The sequence below is a fragment of the Xanthomonas sp. 3793 genome, from assembly GCF_024806835.1.
GTDB classification, from domain to species: Bacteria; Pseudomonadota; Gammaproteobacteria; order Xanthomonadales; family Xanthomonadaceae; genus Xanthomonas; species Xanthomonas arboricola_F.
Map to the genome: position 1 here is coordinate 71,334 of NZ_JANTYU010000003.1, position 17,010 is coordinate 88,343.

17 protein-coding genes are annotated in these 17,010 nt (G+C 65.9%); 9 read left to right on the top strand and 8 right to left on the bottom strand.

What is annotated here, in order from left to right:
• Nucleotides 1-186: 186 nt before the first annotated feature.
• The 3 genes from FHY18_RS10775 to FHY18_RS10785 form a co-directional block, all read right to left on the bottom strand.
• Nucleotides 187-1,188 (bottom strand): LysR substrate-binding domain-containing protein, encoded by a 1,002-nt coding sequence (locus tag FHY18_RS10775; protein ID WP_259154284.1) that lies wholly within the window; start codon nucleotides 1,186-1,188, stop codon nucleotides 187-189.
• Nucleotides 1,189-1,251: 63 nt separating this feature from the next.
• The gene (locus FHY18_RS10780; RefSeq protein WP_259154287.1) at nucleotides 1,252-1,611 is read right to left on the bottom strand and encodes a protocatechuate 3,4-dioxygenase; all 360 of its coding nucleotides are present in this window, start codon (nucleotides 1,609-1,611) and stop codon (nucleotides 1,252-1,254) included.
• Nucleotides 1,612-1,621: 10 nt separating this feature from the next.
• Nucleotides 1,622-2,518, bottom strand: coding sequence for a gallate dioxygenase (locus tag FHY18_RS10785; protein ID WP_259154297.1), 897 nt, complete (start codon nucleotides 2,516-2,518; stop codon nucleotides 1,622-1,624).
• Nucleotides 2,519-2,749: 231 nt separating this feature from the next.
• Between FHY18_RS10785 and FHY18_RS10790 the strand changes: the two genes are divergently transcribed.
• Nucleotides 2,750-3,424 (top strand): GntR family transcriptional regulator, encoded by a 675-nt coding sequence (locus FHY18_RS10790; RefSeq protein WP_259154303.1) that lies wholly within the window; start codon nucleotides 2,750-2,752, stop codon nucleotides 3,422-3,424.
• Between the two features lie 165 nt (nucleotides 3,425-3,589).
• Here the strand turns inward: FHY18_RS10790 and FHY18_RS10795 are convergent, their stop codons facing one another.
• From FHY18_RS10795 to ubiH, 5 genes are all read right to left on the bottom strand, one after another.
• The gene (locus FHY18_RS10795; RefSeq protein WP_259154305.1) at nucleotides 3,590-4,624 is read right to left on the bottom strand and encodes a transporter; all 1,035 of its coding nucleotides are present in this window, start codon (nucleotides 4,622-4,624) and stop codon (nucleotides 3,590-3,592) included.
• Nucleotides 4,625-4,742: 118 nt separating this feature from the next.
• Nucleotides 4,743-5,171 carry a nuclear transport factor 2 family protein gene (locus tag FHY18_RS10800; RefSeq protein ID WP_259154307.1) on the bottom strand — a complete coding sequence of 143 codons (429 nt, stop codon included), beginning with the start codon at nucleotides 5,169-5,171 and terminating at the stop codon, nucleotides 4,743-4,745.
• A gap of 83 nt (nucleotides 5,172-5,254) precedes the next feature.
• Nucleotides 5,255-5,974 carry an alpha/beta hydrolase gene (locus FHY18_RS10805; RefSeq protein WP_259154309.1) on the bottom strand — a complete coding sequence of 240 codons (720 nt, stop codon included), beginning with the start codon at nucleotides 5,972-5,974 and terminating at the stop codon, nucleotides 5,255-5,257.
• Between the two features lie 122 nt (nucleotides 5,975-6,096).
• Nucleotides 6,097-7,278, bottom strand: coding sequence for a UbiH/UbiF family hydroxylase (locus FHY18_RS10810; RefSeq protein ID WP_259154310.1), 1,182 nt, complete (start codon nucleotides 7,276-7,278; stop codon nucleotides 6,097-6,099).
• Complete coding sequence (ubiH, locus tag FHY18_RS10815) at nucleotides 7,275-8,483, bottom strand: 2-octaprenyl-6-methoxyphenyl hydroxylase (protein ID WP_259154314.1); 1,209 nt, start codon at nucleotides 8,481-8,483, stop codon at nucleotides 7,275-7,277. The genes FHY18_RS10810 and ubiH overlap by 4 nt, the downstream gene beginning before the upstream one ends.
• A 194-nt stretch (nucleotides 8,484-8,677) precedes the next feature.
• Between ubiH and FHY18_RS10820 the strand changes: the two genes are divergently transcribed.
• The 8 genes from FHY18_RS10820 to apaG all read left to right on the top strand — a co-directional run bounded on the left by FHY18_RS10820 (nucleotide 8,678) and on the right by apaG (nucleotide 17,002).
• A complete protein-coding gene (locus tag FHY18_RS10820; protein WP_259154315.1) occupies nucleotides 8,678-9,256 on the top strand; it encodes a hypothetical protein in 579 nt (192 codons plus the stop codon).
• A gap of 4 nt (nucleotides 9,257-9,260) precedes the next feature.
• Entirely contained in the window at nucleotides 9,261-9,818 is a 558-nt protein-coding gene (locus FHY18_RS10825; protein WP_259154321.1) for a cob(I)yrinic acid a,c-diamide adenosyltransferase, read from the top strand.
• Nucleotides 9,819-9,856: 38 nt separating this feature from the next.
• Complete coding sequence (locus FHY18_RS10830; RefSeq protein ID WP_259154322.1) at nucleotides 9,857-10,765, top strand: histone deacetylase family protein; 909 nt, start codon at nucleotides 9,857-9,859, stop codon at nucleotides 10,763-10,765.
• 125 nt (nucleotides 10,766-10,890) lie between these two features.
• Complete coding sequence (gene lptD / locus FHY18_RS10835; protein ID WP_259154324.1) at nucleotides 10,891-13,314, top strand: LPS-assembly protein LptD; 2,424 nt, start codon at nucleotides 10,891-10,893, stop codon at nucleotides 13,312-13,314.
• Nucleotides 13,311-14,702: a peptidylprolyl isomerase gene (locus FHY18_RS10840; RefSeq protein WP_259154326.1), complete on the top strand. Its 1,392-nt coding sequence runs from the start codon at nucleotides 13,311-13,313 to the stop codon at nucleotides 14,700-14,702. Before lptD ends, FHY18_RS10840 begins: the two co-directional genes overlap by 4 nt.
• Before the next feature lie 7 nt (nucleotides 14,703-14,709).
• Complete coding sequence (gene pdxA / locus FHY18_RS10845) at nucleotides 14,710-15,678, top strand: 4-hydroxythreonine-4-phosphate dehydrogenase PdxA (RefSeq protein ID WP_259154327.1); 969 nt, start codon at nucleotides 14,710-14,712, stop codon at nucleotides 15,676-15,678.
• Nucleotides 15,679-15,793: 115 nt separating this feature from the next.
• Nucleotides 15,794-16,582 carry a 16S rRNA (adenine(1518)-N(6)/adenine(1519)-N(6))-dimethyltransferase RsmA gene (gene rsmA, locus FHY18_RS10850; RefSeq protein ID WP_259154330.1) on the top strand — a complete coding sequence of 263 codons (789 nt, stop codon included), beginning with the start codon at nucleotides 15,794-15,796 and terminating at the stop codon, nucleotides 16,580-16,582.
• A gap of 36 nt (nucleotides 16,583-16,618) precedes the next feature.
• Nucleotides 16,619-17,002, top strand: coding sequence for a Co2+/Mg2+ efflux protein ApaG (gene apaG, locus FHY18_RS10855; RefSeq protein WP_259154333.1), 384 nt, complete (start codon nucleotides 16,619-16,621; stop codon nucleotides 17,000-17,002).
• Nucleotides 17,003-17,010 lie beyond the last annotated feature (8 nt).

Consider the following 17,010-nt stretch of genomic DNA (forward strand, 5'->3'; position numbering starts at 1 on the left):
CGCTGTGCAAGCCACTCGATCAGCCTGGCGAAGGATCACCCGAGCGCGGCGCGGGCTTCAATCAAACGTATGCGGCAGTCGAGCCCATCCACGGCCGCAGTCGAACAGCGCAACGGTCCAAGCAAGCGACGCACCGCACGCGTCCCGCCCGGCGATGCACCTCGCGCGTGTCACTGCGATCATCCTTTATGCAGAGGCATCCAGCAGCATGTCGTCCTCGCCGATGTGCTCGTCCACCCATACCGCACCTTGCTGCGCCATCAGCGCCAGCTGGTGTTCCAGCTCGCGCATCAACAACCGTACGCCGGGTTTGAGGATGGCGCTGCTGTCGCGATAGATCACGCCACCTGCGCGCGCCTGCGAGGGCTGCTGTAGCTGGAAGGCCCGCAGTTCGCCGCGTGCGATATCGCCGGCGACCATCATGCTTGGCATCACCGCAATACTGTCGGTACCAAGCAGGATCTCGCGGGTGAAACTGGCAGAACTGGACCGCAGTTGATCGCGCGTGGCCAATCCGTGCTCGCGCATGACCTGCGCCACGTCGCGCTCCACGTGCTGACTCAGGGTTGGCAATACCTGTCTGTAGGCAGCCGCTTCGGCGATTCGCACCGGGCCATTGGCAAACAACGGATGGTCGCTCCGCGCCACCAGCGCAATCGGATCCTGGTACAGCACCTTGCGCACCAACGCGTCGTAGCGCGCCAGCGGATACAGGCGGCCGACGACCAGATCCACCTCGTTTCCGGCAAGCTTTGGCAGCAATTCATCGGTGCGCCCATGCAGCAGGCGCACCCGCAGCGTCGGCTCGGTGCGGTACAAGGCTGCCAGCACTGCCGGTAGCAGGCCGCTCGCGGCCACCGGCAGGGCACCGACGGTGATGGTGAGCGCATCGTCCTGCAACAAGCCTTCGAAGGTGTCCTGCGCGCGCCGCAGCTGGCCGAGCACGACGTGCGCGGTCTGGACCAGCACCTCGCCCATCGCGTTGGGACGCACGCCACGCGAATGGCGCTCGAACAAGGGCGCGCCGACGATCTCTTCGATCTCCTGCAAGGCACGCGTAAGTGCAGGCTGGGTCACATTCAATACGCGTGAGGCGCGGAGCAGGCTTTTTTGCCGGTCCAGCGCCTCGATGACACGTAGATGCCGGACCTTGATGCGGTGTTCGAAGAACACGGAGGACATGGTCATGGGGGTGGGCCTTACGTTGGAAAATCGGGGGGCAGCACCCGGCCAGCGGCCGGGACGCACAGATCAGCGTGCCTCGGGCACACGCCTGGTCTGCATGAAGTCTTCGAACGACTCGCCGCGCATGATCGCGTAAACCTGCAGATTGGTCATGCGCACCACGCGGGCGAACTTTTCGATCACAAAAAAATTGGCGCCGTACTGCACCAGTCCAAGCCAGTCGCGCGCGCGCACCAGCGCTTTCTCGTGCTCGGTGAGCTCGGCTTCCTGCATCAACACTTCCGCCTCCTGCAAAAAGCGATCGCGCCATGGGGCGCGGATCATATGCCAGAAGAAGCGATTGAGGCGTAGTGCGCGGTTGCTGGTGCGCAGATCGAACAGATAGGTGCCGTCGATCTTGTCCATGTCTTTTACTTGCGGATTCATCAGCAGGCCCTCATGCCGCGTTGGCGGTGCGCGCCAGCAGCTCTGCCGAGCGCGGCGCGTCGGCGCGTTCTTCGCCCGGCTCGTACAACACCACGGTCATCGCGGTGGTCGTCATCAGGTAGTAGTTCTGATGCAGCTTGCGGATCGGCCCATCCAGTGCCCCGCGCATGGCCAGCCACATGATCTGCTCCACGCTCTCGGCACCGCCCAGGCGCACGTAGTCGGTGTGGGTCAGATCGGTCAGCGTTTCCGGCGCGTGCTGGAAGCGGTCCAGAAACTCCATGTCCCAATCGGTGTTGTTGAAGCCGGTGCGCTCGCCATGGATCTGGTGCGACAGCCCGCCGGTGCCGACCACCACCACCCTGAGGTCTTCCGGATACGACTCGATCGCACGACGCACCGCCTGGCCCAGCCGGTAGCAGCGGCGTGCGGTCGGCAGCGGGTACTGCAGGACGTTGATCGCAATCGGCACCACCGTGCCCGGCCAGTCCGGTACATGCGGCCACAGCAGCGGCAGCGGCGCCGCACAGCCGTGGTCGATCGGCTTGTCCTGGAACACGGTCAGGTCGAATTCGTCGTTGACCAGGCACTCGGCGATATGCGCCTGCAGCTGCACGTCGCCGCGGATCGCAGGCAGATTCCGCAGCCCTGCGCCTTCGTCTGCGACCGGAAAGCGCTCGCCCACGCCCAGCGCAAAGGTCGGATACAGATCGAAGAAGAAGGTCGTGCAGTGGTCGTTATAGAAAAACACCAGCACGTCGGCCCGTTGTTCGGCCAGCCACTCGGCCACCGGCGTGTAGCCGTCGAACAACGGCTTCCATACCGGATCCTGTTGCTTGCCCTTGTCGTAGGCCACCCCGATGGTGGGAACGTGCGAGGTTCCGATGCCGCCGATGATGCTAGCCATGCTTTGCTCCTGCGATGCAGCGCTGCCAGCGAAGGCAGCGCGCACGTCATTGATTGAGTCAGGATTGACGATGCAATGGATCCCAACACGGGTGGCCAACCACCCCGGATCGCCAAAACGGTATCCTTGGGATCCAAATTGCCATCAAGCGATCTCATCTGCAAGGTTTTTGTACAGGTAATTGCGAGTTTCCCCTTCGAAGGAACGTGCGCTGCGGTACGGCGCGAGAGAATGGAGCCAATGGCGAACAACCACCGATTGCAAGCGGTCCAGCAACTACGCGAATTGATCCTGTGTGGCACCTTTGCCCCGGGCGAGCGCATCACCGAGGCGGCCCTGGCCGAGCGTCTGGCCATTTCGCGCACGCCCATCCGCCAAGCGTTGCCGGCGTTATGCCAGGAGGGCCTTCTGGTGCAGGTCGGCAACCGTGGCTACGCGGTCCGAAGTTTCAGCCAGCAGGAAAGCCTGGATGCCCTGGCAGTGCGAGCGCTGATGGAGGGAATGGCGGCGCGCACGGTGGCCGAACAGGGCGCGTCGGCGAGCTTGCTTTCCACCCTGCACGATTGTCTGTGCGAGGGCGACCGGCTGTTTGCCAAGCGTAGCCTCGATGCCGGCGATGAGCAGACCTACGGCGCGATCAATGCGCGCTTCCATCGCGCCATCGTGGTGGCGGCCAACAAACCGATCCTCACCGAAACGGTGGACCGCTGCACGCTGGTGCCCTTCGTCAGCCCGGTCAACGTGGTGTTCGGTCAGCGCTCGGCCACCCTGGCCTATGACGATCTGTATTACGGGCACCGCCAGCATGGCGCGATTGTCGCTGCAATCGAACAACGCGATGGCGCACGTGCGGAACTGCTGTTCCGCGAACATGCCAATACACAGCGACACAGCATGGGACTGTGAGTCTAGCGGATGCACGGTGCTGTGTGCCGGGTAGAGCAATGGCATCGATGTGCGCGCAAGGACCGTCTGTTGTATCCGACGCATGCCCCCACGAACAGCGACACACGGCTTCATCCATCCCGCACGCCGACCACGACGGCCGGCGTGCGTGGCAGATTGCATGCGCTATAGCGAGTGCACGAACATCAGATTGAAGCTGTTGCCGGCCACCGAGTTCTCCACCTTCAGCGGCATGTATACGTTGAAATTGAACACGTTCTTTTGGTCCATGCGCCAGGACAGGCCCGGGCCCAGATAGACCTGCATGCGCTTGCTGTCCGGTACGCGCTGGTCATTGGTACGGTTGTCTTTCAACTGCTGCAGGTAGTAACCGTTCAGACCCACGCGCCATTGCTCGTTGAGTTTGAGCGACGTAGCCAGATTGACCCACACCGCATCGCCGGCCTGGCCATTGCGAAAACGGAATCCTGGAATCGGCGGCACCCCGCCGGCGCGACTGGTGCGAAAGTTGTACAGGTAATTGATGCGCGCGCTGATTTCCCAGTCGTCGCTGGGTTGCACGGTGAATGCCCAATGCGGCGCCACCGACCAGAACCCGGTGCTCTGGTTGATCGCGGTGTCGCGGTCGAACTTGCCCACCGGCGCAAACGCGTCGATCGCGAAGCGCTGAAAGAAGAACACCCGCCCATCGCGCATCACCGGCGGCATCTGCAGTGCCGGCCCGAACGAAATGTCGCCCATGCCGAAGCCGTTGCTGCTCAATCGCACCGGGCTGTCAGCGGCGAATGCGGTGTCGTAATTGACCAAAGGCACGATGGCATTGAAACTCAGCGAGCCGCTTTTCCAGGTGTAGGGCGTCACGTAGATGAGCTGTGTGAGCAGCACGCTGACATCGACTTGCGGATCGCGAAAGGCTGGCGAGTCGTCGCCGCTCGCGTTCTTGATGGCATTCAGGTTGTAGTGACGCAGATACTCGATGACGGTCCAGCCGGGCGTCATCGAACCGAAGCCGTCCATGAAACTGGTACCGCCAAGATTGATGCCTTGTGGAGGCGCGGCTGTCTCCGGTAGTGCTTGCGCCAGTGCCGCATTCGGCAATGCGACGGCGAACAACGCCCACGCAACCAATGAACACGGCCGGCGTGACAGTGCGCGAGACAGGACAGAGCGACGACGGGCGGGGATGCGAACGCGTTCCACTGGGCGAATCTCCAATGCGAAGGGATGGATGACTGCGAGCGCGACGTGGGGAAGAAAGCGGGACGGCAACGCGCGGCGCGAACCCGGCGCCAGCACCATGCCTGGAGGGGAATGCGGCTCAGCTGCCGATGCGCAGCAACAAGGTTCCAAGGCGTTGCTTGAACAACCAACGCTCCTGCTCGAAGACCAGCACATCGTCGAAACTGCCCAGCAACGCGGGCGATTGCGCGCTCCATGGCGGCGACATCGACGTATCGCCGGCGATGTAGAGCAGCACGTTGCTGTGCGCATGCGCCAATGTGGGCGATTGAATGTCGACCAGGGTGTTGAGCATCAGATGACAGGTGGTGCGCGGCGGGCGCTCGCGAAAGGCCTGCAGAATCGCCGCGCGGCCATGCGCCGGGGCATCGGGCGCGCTGGGGCGCGCGAACACGCCATCGTCGGTGAACAATGCCGCGAGTTGCTCATGGTCGTGACGATCGTTGTACAGCGCGAACCGGCGGATCAATTGCTCGCAGGCAATGATGATCGAGACATCGTCGTGCATGCAGCCTCCTTTATTTCCAGCAAACACCGGTTGGCGCGGTCAGCGACTGCAGCAGTGACCCACGCGCCGTTTCCTCTGCGCCATCACGCGGCCTGCAACCAATCGCGCAACGCCGCCGTCACCGCAGCAGGCGCTTCCACCGGCGCCATGTGCCCGCAGTCTTCGAACACGCTCAGGCGTGCCTGGGGAATCTGCCGCGCCATGTCCTGATGCCGGGCCAGCGGGCTCCAGGCATCCTGGCGCCCGACGCCCAGCAAGGTGGGGCAGCGAATCTGCGCAAGCACCGGCGCGGCATCCGGACGCTCCAGCAACGCGTTGACCTGGCCCGCAAAGCTTTGCGCGCTTTGCCGCTGCACCATCGCGCTGAGGCCTTGCATCAAAGCGGAATCGGCAATGCGTGCGGGGTGCAGCATGGGCGGCAGCCAGGCCAGCGCCAGCGCATGCATGCCCTGCGTTCGCGCCAGATCCACCAGCGCCTGACGTTCTTCGCGTTCTCCATCGCGCCGCGGCGCGATGCCGGTATCGAGCAGCGCCAGCTGCGTCACCCGTTCTGGCGCCTGACGCATGATTTCCAGCGCAACCCGCCCGCCCATCGAATGCCCGGCCAACGCGAACTGCGGCGGTGCGCCAGCCAACACGTGGGCGGCCATCTGCACGATGCTGTCGAATCCGGGGAAGTCCAGCACCTGCACATCGGCCAGATCCGCCAGCGCGTCGCGCTGCGGTTGCCAGATGGCAGCGTCGCAAAGCAGGCCGCAGAGCAGCAGCAAGGTGGGTCTGGACGTATGCGCAACGGAAGTCATGGCGCGACTGTAGCCACGCCGGACGCGTGCGTCGTATGGAAGATGCGGCCTACGCTATAATCCAGAAGGCATATAACGTCAGTATTGCCGCCTGGCGGACCGGCCTGCGGGCGCGAGGCCGGTCACGCGCCGCCGGACGCGCGTTTCCACAACGCATCGACCAATGGCGGCAGTTTGCCGGCCAGGCCGAGCACCGATCCGCGCAGCAGGGTCAGGTGCATTTCGTCATTGGAAAACACGCTGTTGATCGCATCGAAACCGTAGGCGGCCACCGTATTTTCGCTGCGGCGGGTGCGCGCCCAGCGCTGCAGCCGATGCGGCGCGGCCCAGTCCGCACGTTTGGCAAGCGCTGCGCGCACTTGCGCGCGCAGCGCAGCGACATCGCGCAGGCCCAGGTTGACGCCCTGCCCCGCCAGCGGATGCACCACATGCGCGGCGTCGCCAAGGGCCAGCACGCGGCCGCTGACGTATTGCTCCACCAATTGCCGTTGCAGCGGAAATGCAGTGCGTGCGGACACCACACGCACCTGCCCCAGGCGCGCGGCAAACGCCTGGGTCAGCTGGTGCGAAAACGCCGCATCGTCCAGTTCCAGTACGCGCTCGGCATCGCTATCGGGCAACGTCCAGACAATCGAACTGCGGCCGTCGGCAAACGGCAGAAACGCCAGCGGCCCGGTGGTCAGAAAGCGCTGCCAGGCAGTAGCCTGGTGCGGCTGTTCGGTCTCTACAAAGGCAACCACGCCACGCTGTGCGTAGGCGTGCCGCGACACCGGCAGGCCGGTCAGGTCGCGCAAGGTGGACGCTGCGCCATCGGCCGCGATGGCAATCGCAGCTTCCAGCCGACTGCCGTCGTCCAGGCGCAGGCGCACGCCGTTGGCGTCCTGCTCCAGTTCGGCCACGCGCGCCGGGCAATGCACTTCGATCCCAGCACTGTGCACGGCCGCCCAGAGGCGATCGACCAGCAGCGCATGCTCGACGATCCAGCCGAGTTGTTCGCGGCCCAACGTGTCGGCGTCGAAACGCAGCTCGCCGCCACCACCGGCATCCCAGACCCGCATGCGCCGATATGGCTGCACGCGCCCGGTGCGCACGCTGGCCCATACGCCAAGACTGTCGAGCAGCGCGGCGTTGTCGGCGGCGAAGGCATACACACGCAGATCGGGCTGATCGGCATGCCAGCGCGCGGGCTCGCGCCCTTCCACCAGCGCAACGCTCAAGCCGGCGTCTGCCAGCGCCAGCGCGCAGGCGGCGCCGACCACACCACCGCCGACGATCACCGCATCGCGCGTACTGCGGCGGCTCATGCGCTCCCCCGGCATAGTTGCGGCACATCGCCACGAAAACCCATCGCTCCGCCGACCAGCATCGATTGCAGCGGCGCGGCCTGCGAGGTCGCGAGCAGTCCCAGGCTGCGTAGCGGCCGCAGCAACGGTGCCGGGTTTCCGGTCAGCCGCGCCAGCCCGCTGGAGAAGCCGATCGTCTGCTCGCGGTCCACGCGCCGACGCGCCACATAGTCGGCCAGCAGCGCGCCGGACCCGGTATCGCTGCGATCGTGTTCGATCAGTTCGGCCAATGTCAGCGCATCGCGCAAGCCCAGGTTGAAGCCCTGCGCGCCGATGGGGTGCAGCGTCTGCGCCGCGTTGCCGAGCAGCACCACGCGCTCGGCGATCAGGTGGTTGGCAAGCACCTGCACCAGCGGATAAGCGCTGCGTTCGCCGCTGGCGACAAAGCGCCCGGCACGCCAGCCGGCCGCACGCTGTAGCCGGGCCAGCCAGCCGGCCTCGTCGAGCGCGGCGACCGCCTCGGCCTCGGCGCGCGCGACGCAATGGATCGCGCCGTAGTGGCGGTCGCCCCGCGGCAGCAGCGCAGTCGGCCCATGCTCGCCGAAGCGCTCCCATGCGGTGCCATCCGGCGGCCGGGAGGCGCGCACGCGGGCCACGAACAGGGTCTGCAGGAAATCGTGCGTGTCGGTGTCGATATGCAGCAGTTCGCGCACGGCGCTGTGCGTGCCATCGGCACCGACCACCAGCCTGGCCAGGACGCGCTGTTCGCCATCGGCAGTTGCCACGCGCACCGCGCGCATGCCGTCCTGTACCGGCTCCACACCGATGCAGCGCGCCGGGCGGTAACGGCGCACGCCAGCCGTTTCGTCCAGACGTGCCTGCAAGGCGTCGCCGAAGTCGCGCGCCACCACCACCTGGCCAAAGCTGTCGCGCCCGTAGTCGACGGCCTCCAGCTGCACGCGCCCGAAATCGCCGGCGCGGCTGACGTGGATGCGCCGGATCGGGCCGGGCGGGCTGCGCAGCTTGGCCATCACCCCCAGCACGCCGAGCGCGTTGACGGTGGCCGCGGCAAAACTCAGGTTGCGTTGGTCGAACACCGCCGGCGGCGCGCCGGCCGGGGTGGCTTCGACCAGCCCGACATCCAGGCCGAGGCGGTCCAGTGCAATCGCCAGGCTGGAGCCGACCAGGCCGCCGCCAACGATCAGAACGTCATGTGGGTGTGTCATCCGGTCATGATAAGCCTTCGCCCCCGGCCCGGTTGCGCCGCTGCATGGGACATCTTGCCGCGTCTGCCGGTGCGCGCGTCGCCGCAGTCGGCGCCGGTCTTCCCACCGCCCAGCACGGCGTCGGTCAGACCGCGGCGCGGGCGCGCCGGCTTCCACGCTACACTTCCCCCTCTGCAACCCGGCCCTTCCCGCACATGACGCCTCGCTCGCACGACACCTGGATCCTGAGCCTGCTGGCCGTGCTGATGGCGGCTACGCGGATCAATCACTTCGCCCCGGTGCCGGATGCGTCGTGGGCGGTGTTCTTCATAGGCGGATTCCATCTGGCGGCGCGCACCCGGCTGGCATTCCCGCTCTTGATGGGGCTGGCGGTTGCGGTGGACTGGCTGGTGATCACCGGCCAGGGCATGAGCTTCTGGCAGCACTACTGCGTGTCGCCGGCGTACTGGTGCCTGATTCCGGCGTATTTCGCGTTGTGGGCTGGCGGCGTCTGGCTGCGTCGGCATTACCACGGTGCGCAGTGGAGCGCGTTGGCCTGGCTGGTTCCCACCCTGCTGGTCGCCGTGGCGCTGTGCCAGCTGATCGCCCAGGGCAGCTTCTACTGGATCAGCGCCAGCGTGAGCGAGCCCACCGTGGCCGGCTGGTTCAAGAACTACACCGACTGGCTGGGGCCGTACCTGCGCAGCGCTGCGCTGTACGTGGCTGCGGCGGCGCTTGTCCAGGTCGTGGCCGAGCGCGTGATTGCTCCGCCGCGCCAGACCCACGCAGGTTGAGGTCATGGGCAACCGTCTTTCTCGTATCTATACGCGCACCGGCGACGATGGCAGCACCGGGCTGGGCGACGGCAGCCGTACCGGCAAGGATGCCTTGCGCGTCAACGCCTACGGCACCGTGGACGAAGCCAATTCGGCCATTGGGGTGCTGCTGGCGGCACCCAGCGTCCCGCCCCAGATCGCCGAGCTGCTGACCACCGTGCAGCATCAGTTGTTCGATCTGGGCGGCGAGCTCTGCATCCCCGGCCACGCCGCGATCGAGGCGGCCGATATCCAGGCGCTGGAACACCATCTGGACCACTTCAACGACAGCTTGCCGCCGCTGCAGGAATTCATCCTGCCGGCCGGTGGCGAGGCGGCCGCACGCTGCCATCTGGCCCGCACCATCGTGCGCCGGGCCGAGCGCGAAACCGTCGCCCTGTCGCGCCAGGAAACGGTGCGCAGCGAGGCGATCGGTTACCTCAATCGCCTGTCCGACCTGCTGTTCGTGCTGGCACGAGTACTGGCCCGTGTCGATGGCCAGCAGGAAGTGCTGTGGCGGCACGACCGGCGTCGCGCTTGAGCATGTGCCCGGCGCCGCGGAGAGGCTAGAGTTGCCCCATGCTGGTCTTTACCCACCCCGCCTGCCTCGGCCACGACGCCGGCCCTGAGCACCCCGAGAGTCCCGCCCGCCTGGAAGCGGTGGTCGATGCCCTGCGCGCCGCCTTCCCCGATCTGGACTGGCGCGAGGCGCCACTGGCCAAGCTCGGCGACCTGTGCCGCGTGCACGAGCGCGAACAGGTCGACGCCGTGTTGGAAACCCCTTTCACCGGCTACCGCCAGCTGGACGTGGACACCCGCATGGTGCCGGCCTCGCGCGCAGCCGCCTTGCGCGCCGCCGGCGCCGGCATCGCCGCCGTGGATGCGGTGATGCAGGACCTGACCCGCACCGCCTTCTGTGCCGTCCGCCCGCCCGGCCACCACGCCACCGCGCAGGTGTCGATGGGCTTCTGCCTGTTCAACAACGTCGCCGTGGCCGCCGCCCATGCGCGCGACCGGCATGGCCTGGAGCGCATCACCATCGTCGATTTCGACGTGCATCACGGCAACGGCACCCAGGCCATCTTCGAACGCGACCCGGCCGTGCAGTACCTCAGCACCCACCAGTCCGGGCTGTACCCGCATTCGGGCAGCGTCCATGAGCGCGGCGTCGGCAATGTCCACAATCTGCTGTTGCCGCCGGGCAGCGACGGGCTGCGCTTCCGCAATGTCTGGGAGGACGAAATGCTGCCGCTGATCGATGCGTTTCGTCCGCAACTGATCCTGATCTCGGCTGGCTTCGACGCCCATCTGCGCGACCCGCTGGCCGACCTGATGCTGGACGACGACGATTTCGGCTGGCTGACCGCCGCCCTGCGCACCCTGGCCGAACGCCATGCGCGCGGGCGCGTGGTCTCTCTGCTGGAAGGCGGCTACGACCTGCAGGCACTGCGCGAAAGCAGCGTGGCCCACGTCGCTGCGCTGCGCTGACCGGCAGTTGGCCCCGGTCGCCTCGATGCTGGCGATGAACCTCTCCCTCTCCGCGCCGGCGCTCTTCATTGCCCCTATGCGGGGTATGCGGCAAGCTAGTCGCCATTTTATTGGTTGAACCACGCGTGCGCCGAGCTCTCCGCCTGCTGCCCCTGCCCTTGAGCATCGCCATCTGCCTCCCGGCCATGGCTGCCGACAAGCCGTTGAACTGGGGTTTGTGCCCGGCCGTGGACCCGCTACCAGGCTTCGACGGCGCCCCCGCCGCCGACGCCAAGGCGGCCGAAATGCGCCAGCAGCTGCCGACCGACATCGAAGGCGACCAGCTGTCCGGCACCAGCACCACCCCGCAATACCAGGGCAACGTGGCGCTCAAACGTGGCGATCAGTTCCTGGGCGCAGACAACCTGCGCATGGACACCGAGACCGGCAACTACATCGCCGAAGGCAATGTGCGCTACCAGGACACCTCCTTCCGCATGGTCGCCGACCGTGCCGAAGGCAACCAGGACACCGACGCCCACAAGGTCACCAACATCCAGTACCAGCTGGTGGACCGGCGTGGCAACGGCGGCGCCGAATCCGTGGACCTGCAGGGCCAGGTCGGGCAGATGCACCGCTCCACCTATACCACCTGCGATCCCTCGCAGCCGATCTGGCGCGTGCGCGCGCCGGAGATCGATGTCGACAATGAAGAGGGCTTCGGCACCGCACGCAACGCCGTGCTGCAGATCGGCAAGGTGCCGGTGCTGTACTTCCCGTGGTTCAAGTTCCCGATCGACGACCGTCGCCAGACCGGCCTGCTGTTTCCGCAGTTTGGCCTGTCCGGACGTAACGGCTTCGATTACCTGCAGCCGATCTACCTGAATCTGGCGCCGAACTACGATGCCACCTTGCTGCCGCGCTACATGAGCAAGCGCGGTTTCATGTTCGGTACCGAGTTCCGCTACCTGTACGACGGCGGTCGCGGCGAAATCACCGGTAACTACCTGCCCAACGACAAGTTGCGCGATAAGGACCGTGGCAGCGTCTTCTACAGCGGCTACCATGACGTTAACAAATACTGGCAGGCGCGCAGCAGCATTTCCTGGGTCAGCGATACCCGCTATGTGGAAGACTTCACCAGCCGCCTGAACGGCATGGGCTCGGCGTCCAGCCTGCAGAGCACCATCGGTATCTACGGCACCGGCGAAACCTGGACCGCCGGCCTGATGGCCGACCGCTGGCAGCTGACCGACTACACCCTGGACGAGCGAGCCCTGCCCTACAACCGGCAGCCGCGCGCCTATTTCACCTGGGAAAAGCCGTTCGGCATTTTCGAAGCCGGTGTCTATGCCGAGGCGGTGCGGTTCACGCATGACGATTCCTATCAGGTGAACTTCGTCCCGAACACCAACGGCAACAACAACAACAACGGCGACGAATACGTCCGCACCAACATCCGCAACCAGGACTATGGCAGCGGCTCGCGCCTGGACGTCAAACCCTACATCTCGATGCCGCTGTCGGGCGCGGCCTGGTTTCTGACGCCTACGGTGGCCTGGCGCTACACCGCTTATCAGCTGGATTCGACCGTGGCCACCACGCCGCCGCTGACCGGAGATCGCACGCCCACCCGCAGCCTGCCGATCGCCTCGCTGGACGCCGGCCTGTATTTTGATCGCGAGACCTCGGTCTTCGGCACCAACTATCTCAACACGTTGGAGCCACGCATGTACTACCTGTACGTGCCGTACCGCGACCAGGACGATCTGCCGGTCTTCGATACGCGGCCGTTCACCTTCAGCTACGGACAGCTGTTTCGCGACTCGCGTTACACCGGCGCCGACCGCCAGAACGATGCCAACCAGCTGACCCTGGCGGTGACCTCGCGCTGGCTGCGCCAGGACGACGGGCGCGAGAAGTTATCGCTGAGCGCCGGTCAAATTCTGTACTTCAATGACTCGCTGGTCACGATCAACAATTCCACCGCCAATAGCGAACAACCCATTGAGCAGGGCAAGTCCGCCTGGGTTGCAGACGCCAACTACATGATCAACGACCGCTGGTCGATGGGCGCCACGTATCAGTGGAACCCGAACTCGCGCAAGGAAGACCTGGCCAGCCTGCGCACGCGCTATCTGCTGGGCAACGACGGCATCATCAACTTGGCGTATCGCTACCGTCGCAACCTGATCGACAACAGCGACCAGCTCAAGCAGGCCGACTTCTCGTTCCTGTATCCGATCAACCCTACCTGGAGTGCGGTCGGACGCTATTACTACTCGCTGCTGGACCGCAAGCCGCTGGAAATCATCGGCGGCGTGCAGTGGGACAGCTGCTGCCTGGCGGTGCGCGCGCTGGTGCGCCGGTTCGTACGCAACCGCGACGGCGAGATGGACAACTCGATCCAGTTCGAGTTCGTGCTCAAGGGCTTGAGCTCGTTCGGCCAGAACACGGACCGCACTTTGCGCCGTGCTATTCTCGGTTATTACCGCGACGACCTGTACCTGGTCCCGCCCAGCAACACCACGACCAATCCGGACGATTACGATCCGAACCTGATTCCATGACCAAGCCTTTCTCTGTTCTTCTTGCCTCGTTGCTGGTAATCACCAGCACGGTCTCGCCGCTGGCATCGGCGCAGCAATCCCAGCCGCTGGATCGTATCGCCGCTATCGTGGACGAAGACGTGGTGCTGCAGAGCGAGCTCGATCGCGCTGTGCGCAACGTCAAGTCGCAGTACGCCGGTCGCGAGAACCAGCTGCCGCCGGACGATGTCCTGCAGCGGCAGGTGCTCGAGCGCCTGGTCCTGGTCAAGTTGCAGGTCGGCCGCGCCGACGGCAGCGGCATCCGCGTCAGCGACGAGGAACTCAACCGCGCCATTGCCAGCATCGCCCAGCAGAACGGCACCACCGTGGATGGCCTGCGCCAGAAGCTGGCCGCCGATGGCATGGCCTACGGCGATTTCCGCGCCTCGGTGCGCGACGAAATCATCGTGCAGCGCCTGCGCCAGAGCTTTGCGCAGAGCCGCATCAGCGTGAGCGAAGGCGAAGTGGATACCGCGCTGGCCCAACAGGCCACGACCGGTAGCCAGTACCACCTGGCGCATATCCTGGTGGGCCTGCCGGAAGGCGCGACTGCCGACCAGATCGCCACCGGGCAAAAGAAGGTCGATGGCGTCAAGGCCCTGATCGACAAGGGCGAACTGGACTTCTCTGCGGCAGCGGTGCGTTATTCGGATAGCCCCAACGCGCTGGAAGGCGGCGACCTGGGCTGGCGTAGCCTGGACGAAATCCCCAACGCATTTGCCCAGCTGATCCGCGACATGCAGCCCGGCCAGGTTGCAGGCCCGCTACGTGGTCCCAGCGGGTTCCAGCTGCTCAAGCTGGTGGAAATGCGCGACGCCAATGCCGGCGGCGAAAAGAAGATGGTCACCGAATACAACGCGCGCCACATCCTGGTCCGCATCGGCGACAACCAGACCGACGCACAGGCCAAGGCCAAGATCGACACGCTGCGGGCACGCATCGCCGGCGGCGCCGACTTCCAGGCAACGGCCAAGGAGTCCTCCGAAGACACCAATAGCCGTGGCCAGGGTGGCGATCTGGGTTGGTTCCCGGCCGACGCGTTCGGCCCGGATTTCGGCAAGCAGGTCGAAGGCCTGGCCGACGGTGCGGTGTCCGAACCGTTCCGCACGCAGGCCGGTTGGCACATCGTGCAGCGCGTCGGCAGCCGTCAGACCGACGTCAGCGCGGAAAACCAGCGTGCGCAGGTCCGTGAAACCATCGGCCGCCGCAAGCTGGAAGAGGAATACAACCGCTACCTGCAGGAACTGCGCGGCGAGGCATATGTGAGCTACCGCACCGGCGATCGCGCCGACGGCAACGCGACTGCCGAGCCGACCAAGAGCGCAGAACCGGCTGCCCCGACCCCGCCGCCGGCACAGCCGGCGCGCTGAGTCAGTGATGGTGCCGTCGCTCGCGCTGGTGCCAGGCGAGCCGGCCGGAATCGGGCCGGAGCTGTGCATCCGGCTCGTCCAGCAGCCGCGCTCCGATGCGCAGCTGATTGCCTACGCCGACCCCGATACCCTGAACAGCGCCGCCAAGGCGCTGTCCTTGTCTGTGCGCCTGCTCGATCCAGACCAGCCGGCACGCATGCCCGGCGATCTGCCGCTGTTTCCGATTCGTCAGGCCGTCCCGACCCGCTTCGGCACCGCCGACCCGGCCAATGCAGCGGCCGTCGTTGCCGGCCTGCGTACCGCCGCCGGCGACTGCCTTGCCGGACGTCTGCAAGGCATCGTGACCGGCCCGGTGCACAAGGCGATCATCAACGCCGGCGGGATCGCCTACACCGGCACCACCGAATTGCTGGCCGAACAGGCCCACTGCCCGGTGGTGATGATGCTGGCCAACAGCATCGTGCGCGTGGCACTGGTGACCACGCACCTGCCGCTGCGCGCGGTGGCCGATGCGATCACCGCCGACGCGGTTGCGCGCTGCCTGCGCATCACCCATGCCGCGATGCGCCGCGACTTCGGCCTGGAAAACCCGCGTCTCGCCGTGCTCGGCCTCAACCCCCACGCAGGCGAAGACGGTCACCTGGGCCGCGAAGAACTGGACATCATCATCCCGGTGCTGGAGCGGCTGCGCGACGAAGGCATGCAGCTGATCGGCCCGTTGCCGGCCGACACCGCCTTTCTGCCGCAGAAGCTGGGCGGTTTCGATGCGGTGGTGGCGATGTACCACGACCAGGGCCTGCCGGTACTCAAGTACAGCGGTTTCGAGCAGGCGGTGAACATCACCCTGGGCCTGCCCTACCCGCGCGTGGCGGTGGATCACGGCACCGCGCTGGACCTGGCCGGGCGCGGCATCGCCGATCCCTCGAGCCTGATGGCGGCAACGGCGTTGTGCGCACGCCTGGCGGCACGCAGCTAACGTCGCGTCGCTGCTGCCCGATCGCCGCAGGTTAGGGATGACTTCCCTCGCTATCACGGCGGCCACACGCAGCACCGACACCGCGTGCAGCCGCCGGCTCCGTTAAACTGCGCGCATGAATCCTTCCTTCAGCGCACCGGCCAAGAAGTCGCTTGGCCAGCACTTTCTTGCCGACCGGTATTACATCGACCGGATCGTCCAGGCGGTGGCTCCGCGCGCCGGCCAGCACCTGGTCGAAATCGGTCCCGGCCAGGGCGCCATCACCTTCCCGCTGCTGCGCAAGCATGGCGCGTTGACGGTGATCGAGTTCGATCGCGACCTGATCGCACCATTGACCGAGGCGGCCGCACCGATCGGCGAGCTAAGCATCATCCACCGCGACGTACTCAGCGTGGATTTCACCGAACTGGCCAACGGCACACCGATCCGGCTGGTCGGCAACCTGCCTTACAACATCTCCTCGCCGATCCTGTTCCATGCGCTGGATCACGCCCCTGCAGTGGCCGACATGCACTTCATGCTGCAGAAGGAAGTGGTCGACCGCATGGCCGCCGGTCCCGGCAGCAAGGTCTATGGCCGGCTCAGCGTGATGCTGCAGGCGTATTGCGAGGTCACCGCACTGTTCGTGGTGCCGCCAGGCGCGTTCCGACCGCCGCCGAAGGTGGACTCGGCAGTGGTGCGGCTGGTGCCGCGCGATGCGGCCACGGTCATGATCAACGACCGCCGCCGCTTTGCCGATGTGGTGCGCGCCGGCTTCGGGCAGCGTCGCAAGACGCTGCGCAATGCCTTGTCCACCGTTTGCGAACCCGCGCATTTCGAGGCGGCTGGCGTGCGGCCGGATGCCCGCGCCGAACAACTCGAGGTCGCCGATTTCATCCGGCTGGCCAATGTCGAGCTGGCTTGAGCGCCGCTCCCACGCCGTTTTATTTAGACTTTCCCCATGCAAGATGATCCACGCTATCGGGTCGAGGTCGAGGTGTCGCCGCGCTTCCTCGCCCAGCAATCGACCCCGGAAGAAGGCCGCTTTGCCTTCGCCTACAGCATCCGCATCCACAACGCGGGTGCCGTGCCCGCGCGCCTGATCGCACGCCATTGGCAGATCACCGACGCCAACGGCCGCACCGAGCAGGTGGACGGCGAAGGCGTGGTCGGCGAGCAGCCGTGGCTGCGCCCCGGCGAAGCCTTCCATTACACCTCCGGTGTACTGCTGGAAACCGAGCAGGGCCAGATGCAAGGCCATTACGACATGGTGGCCGACGATGGCACCGAATTCACCGCCCCGATCGCCGCCTTCGTGCTGAGCGTACCCAGGACGCTGCACTGATGACTGCT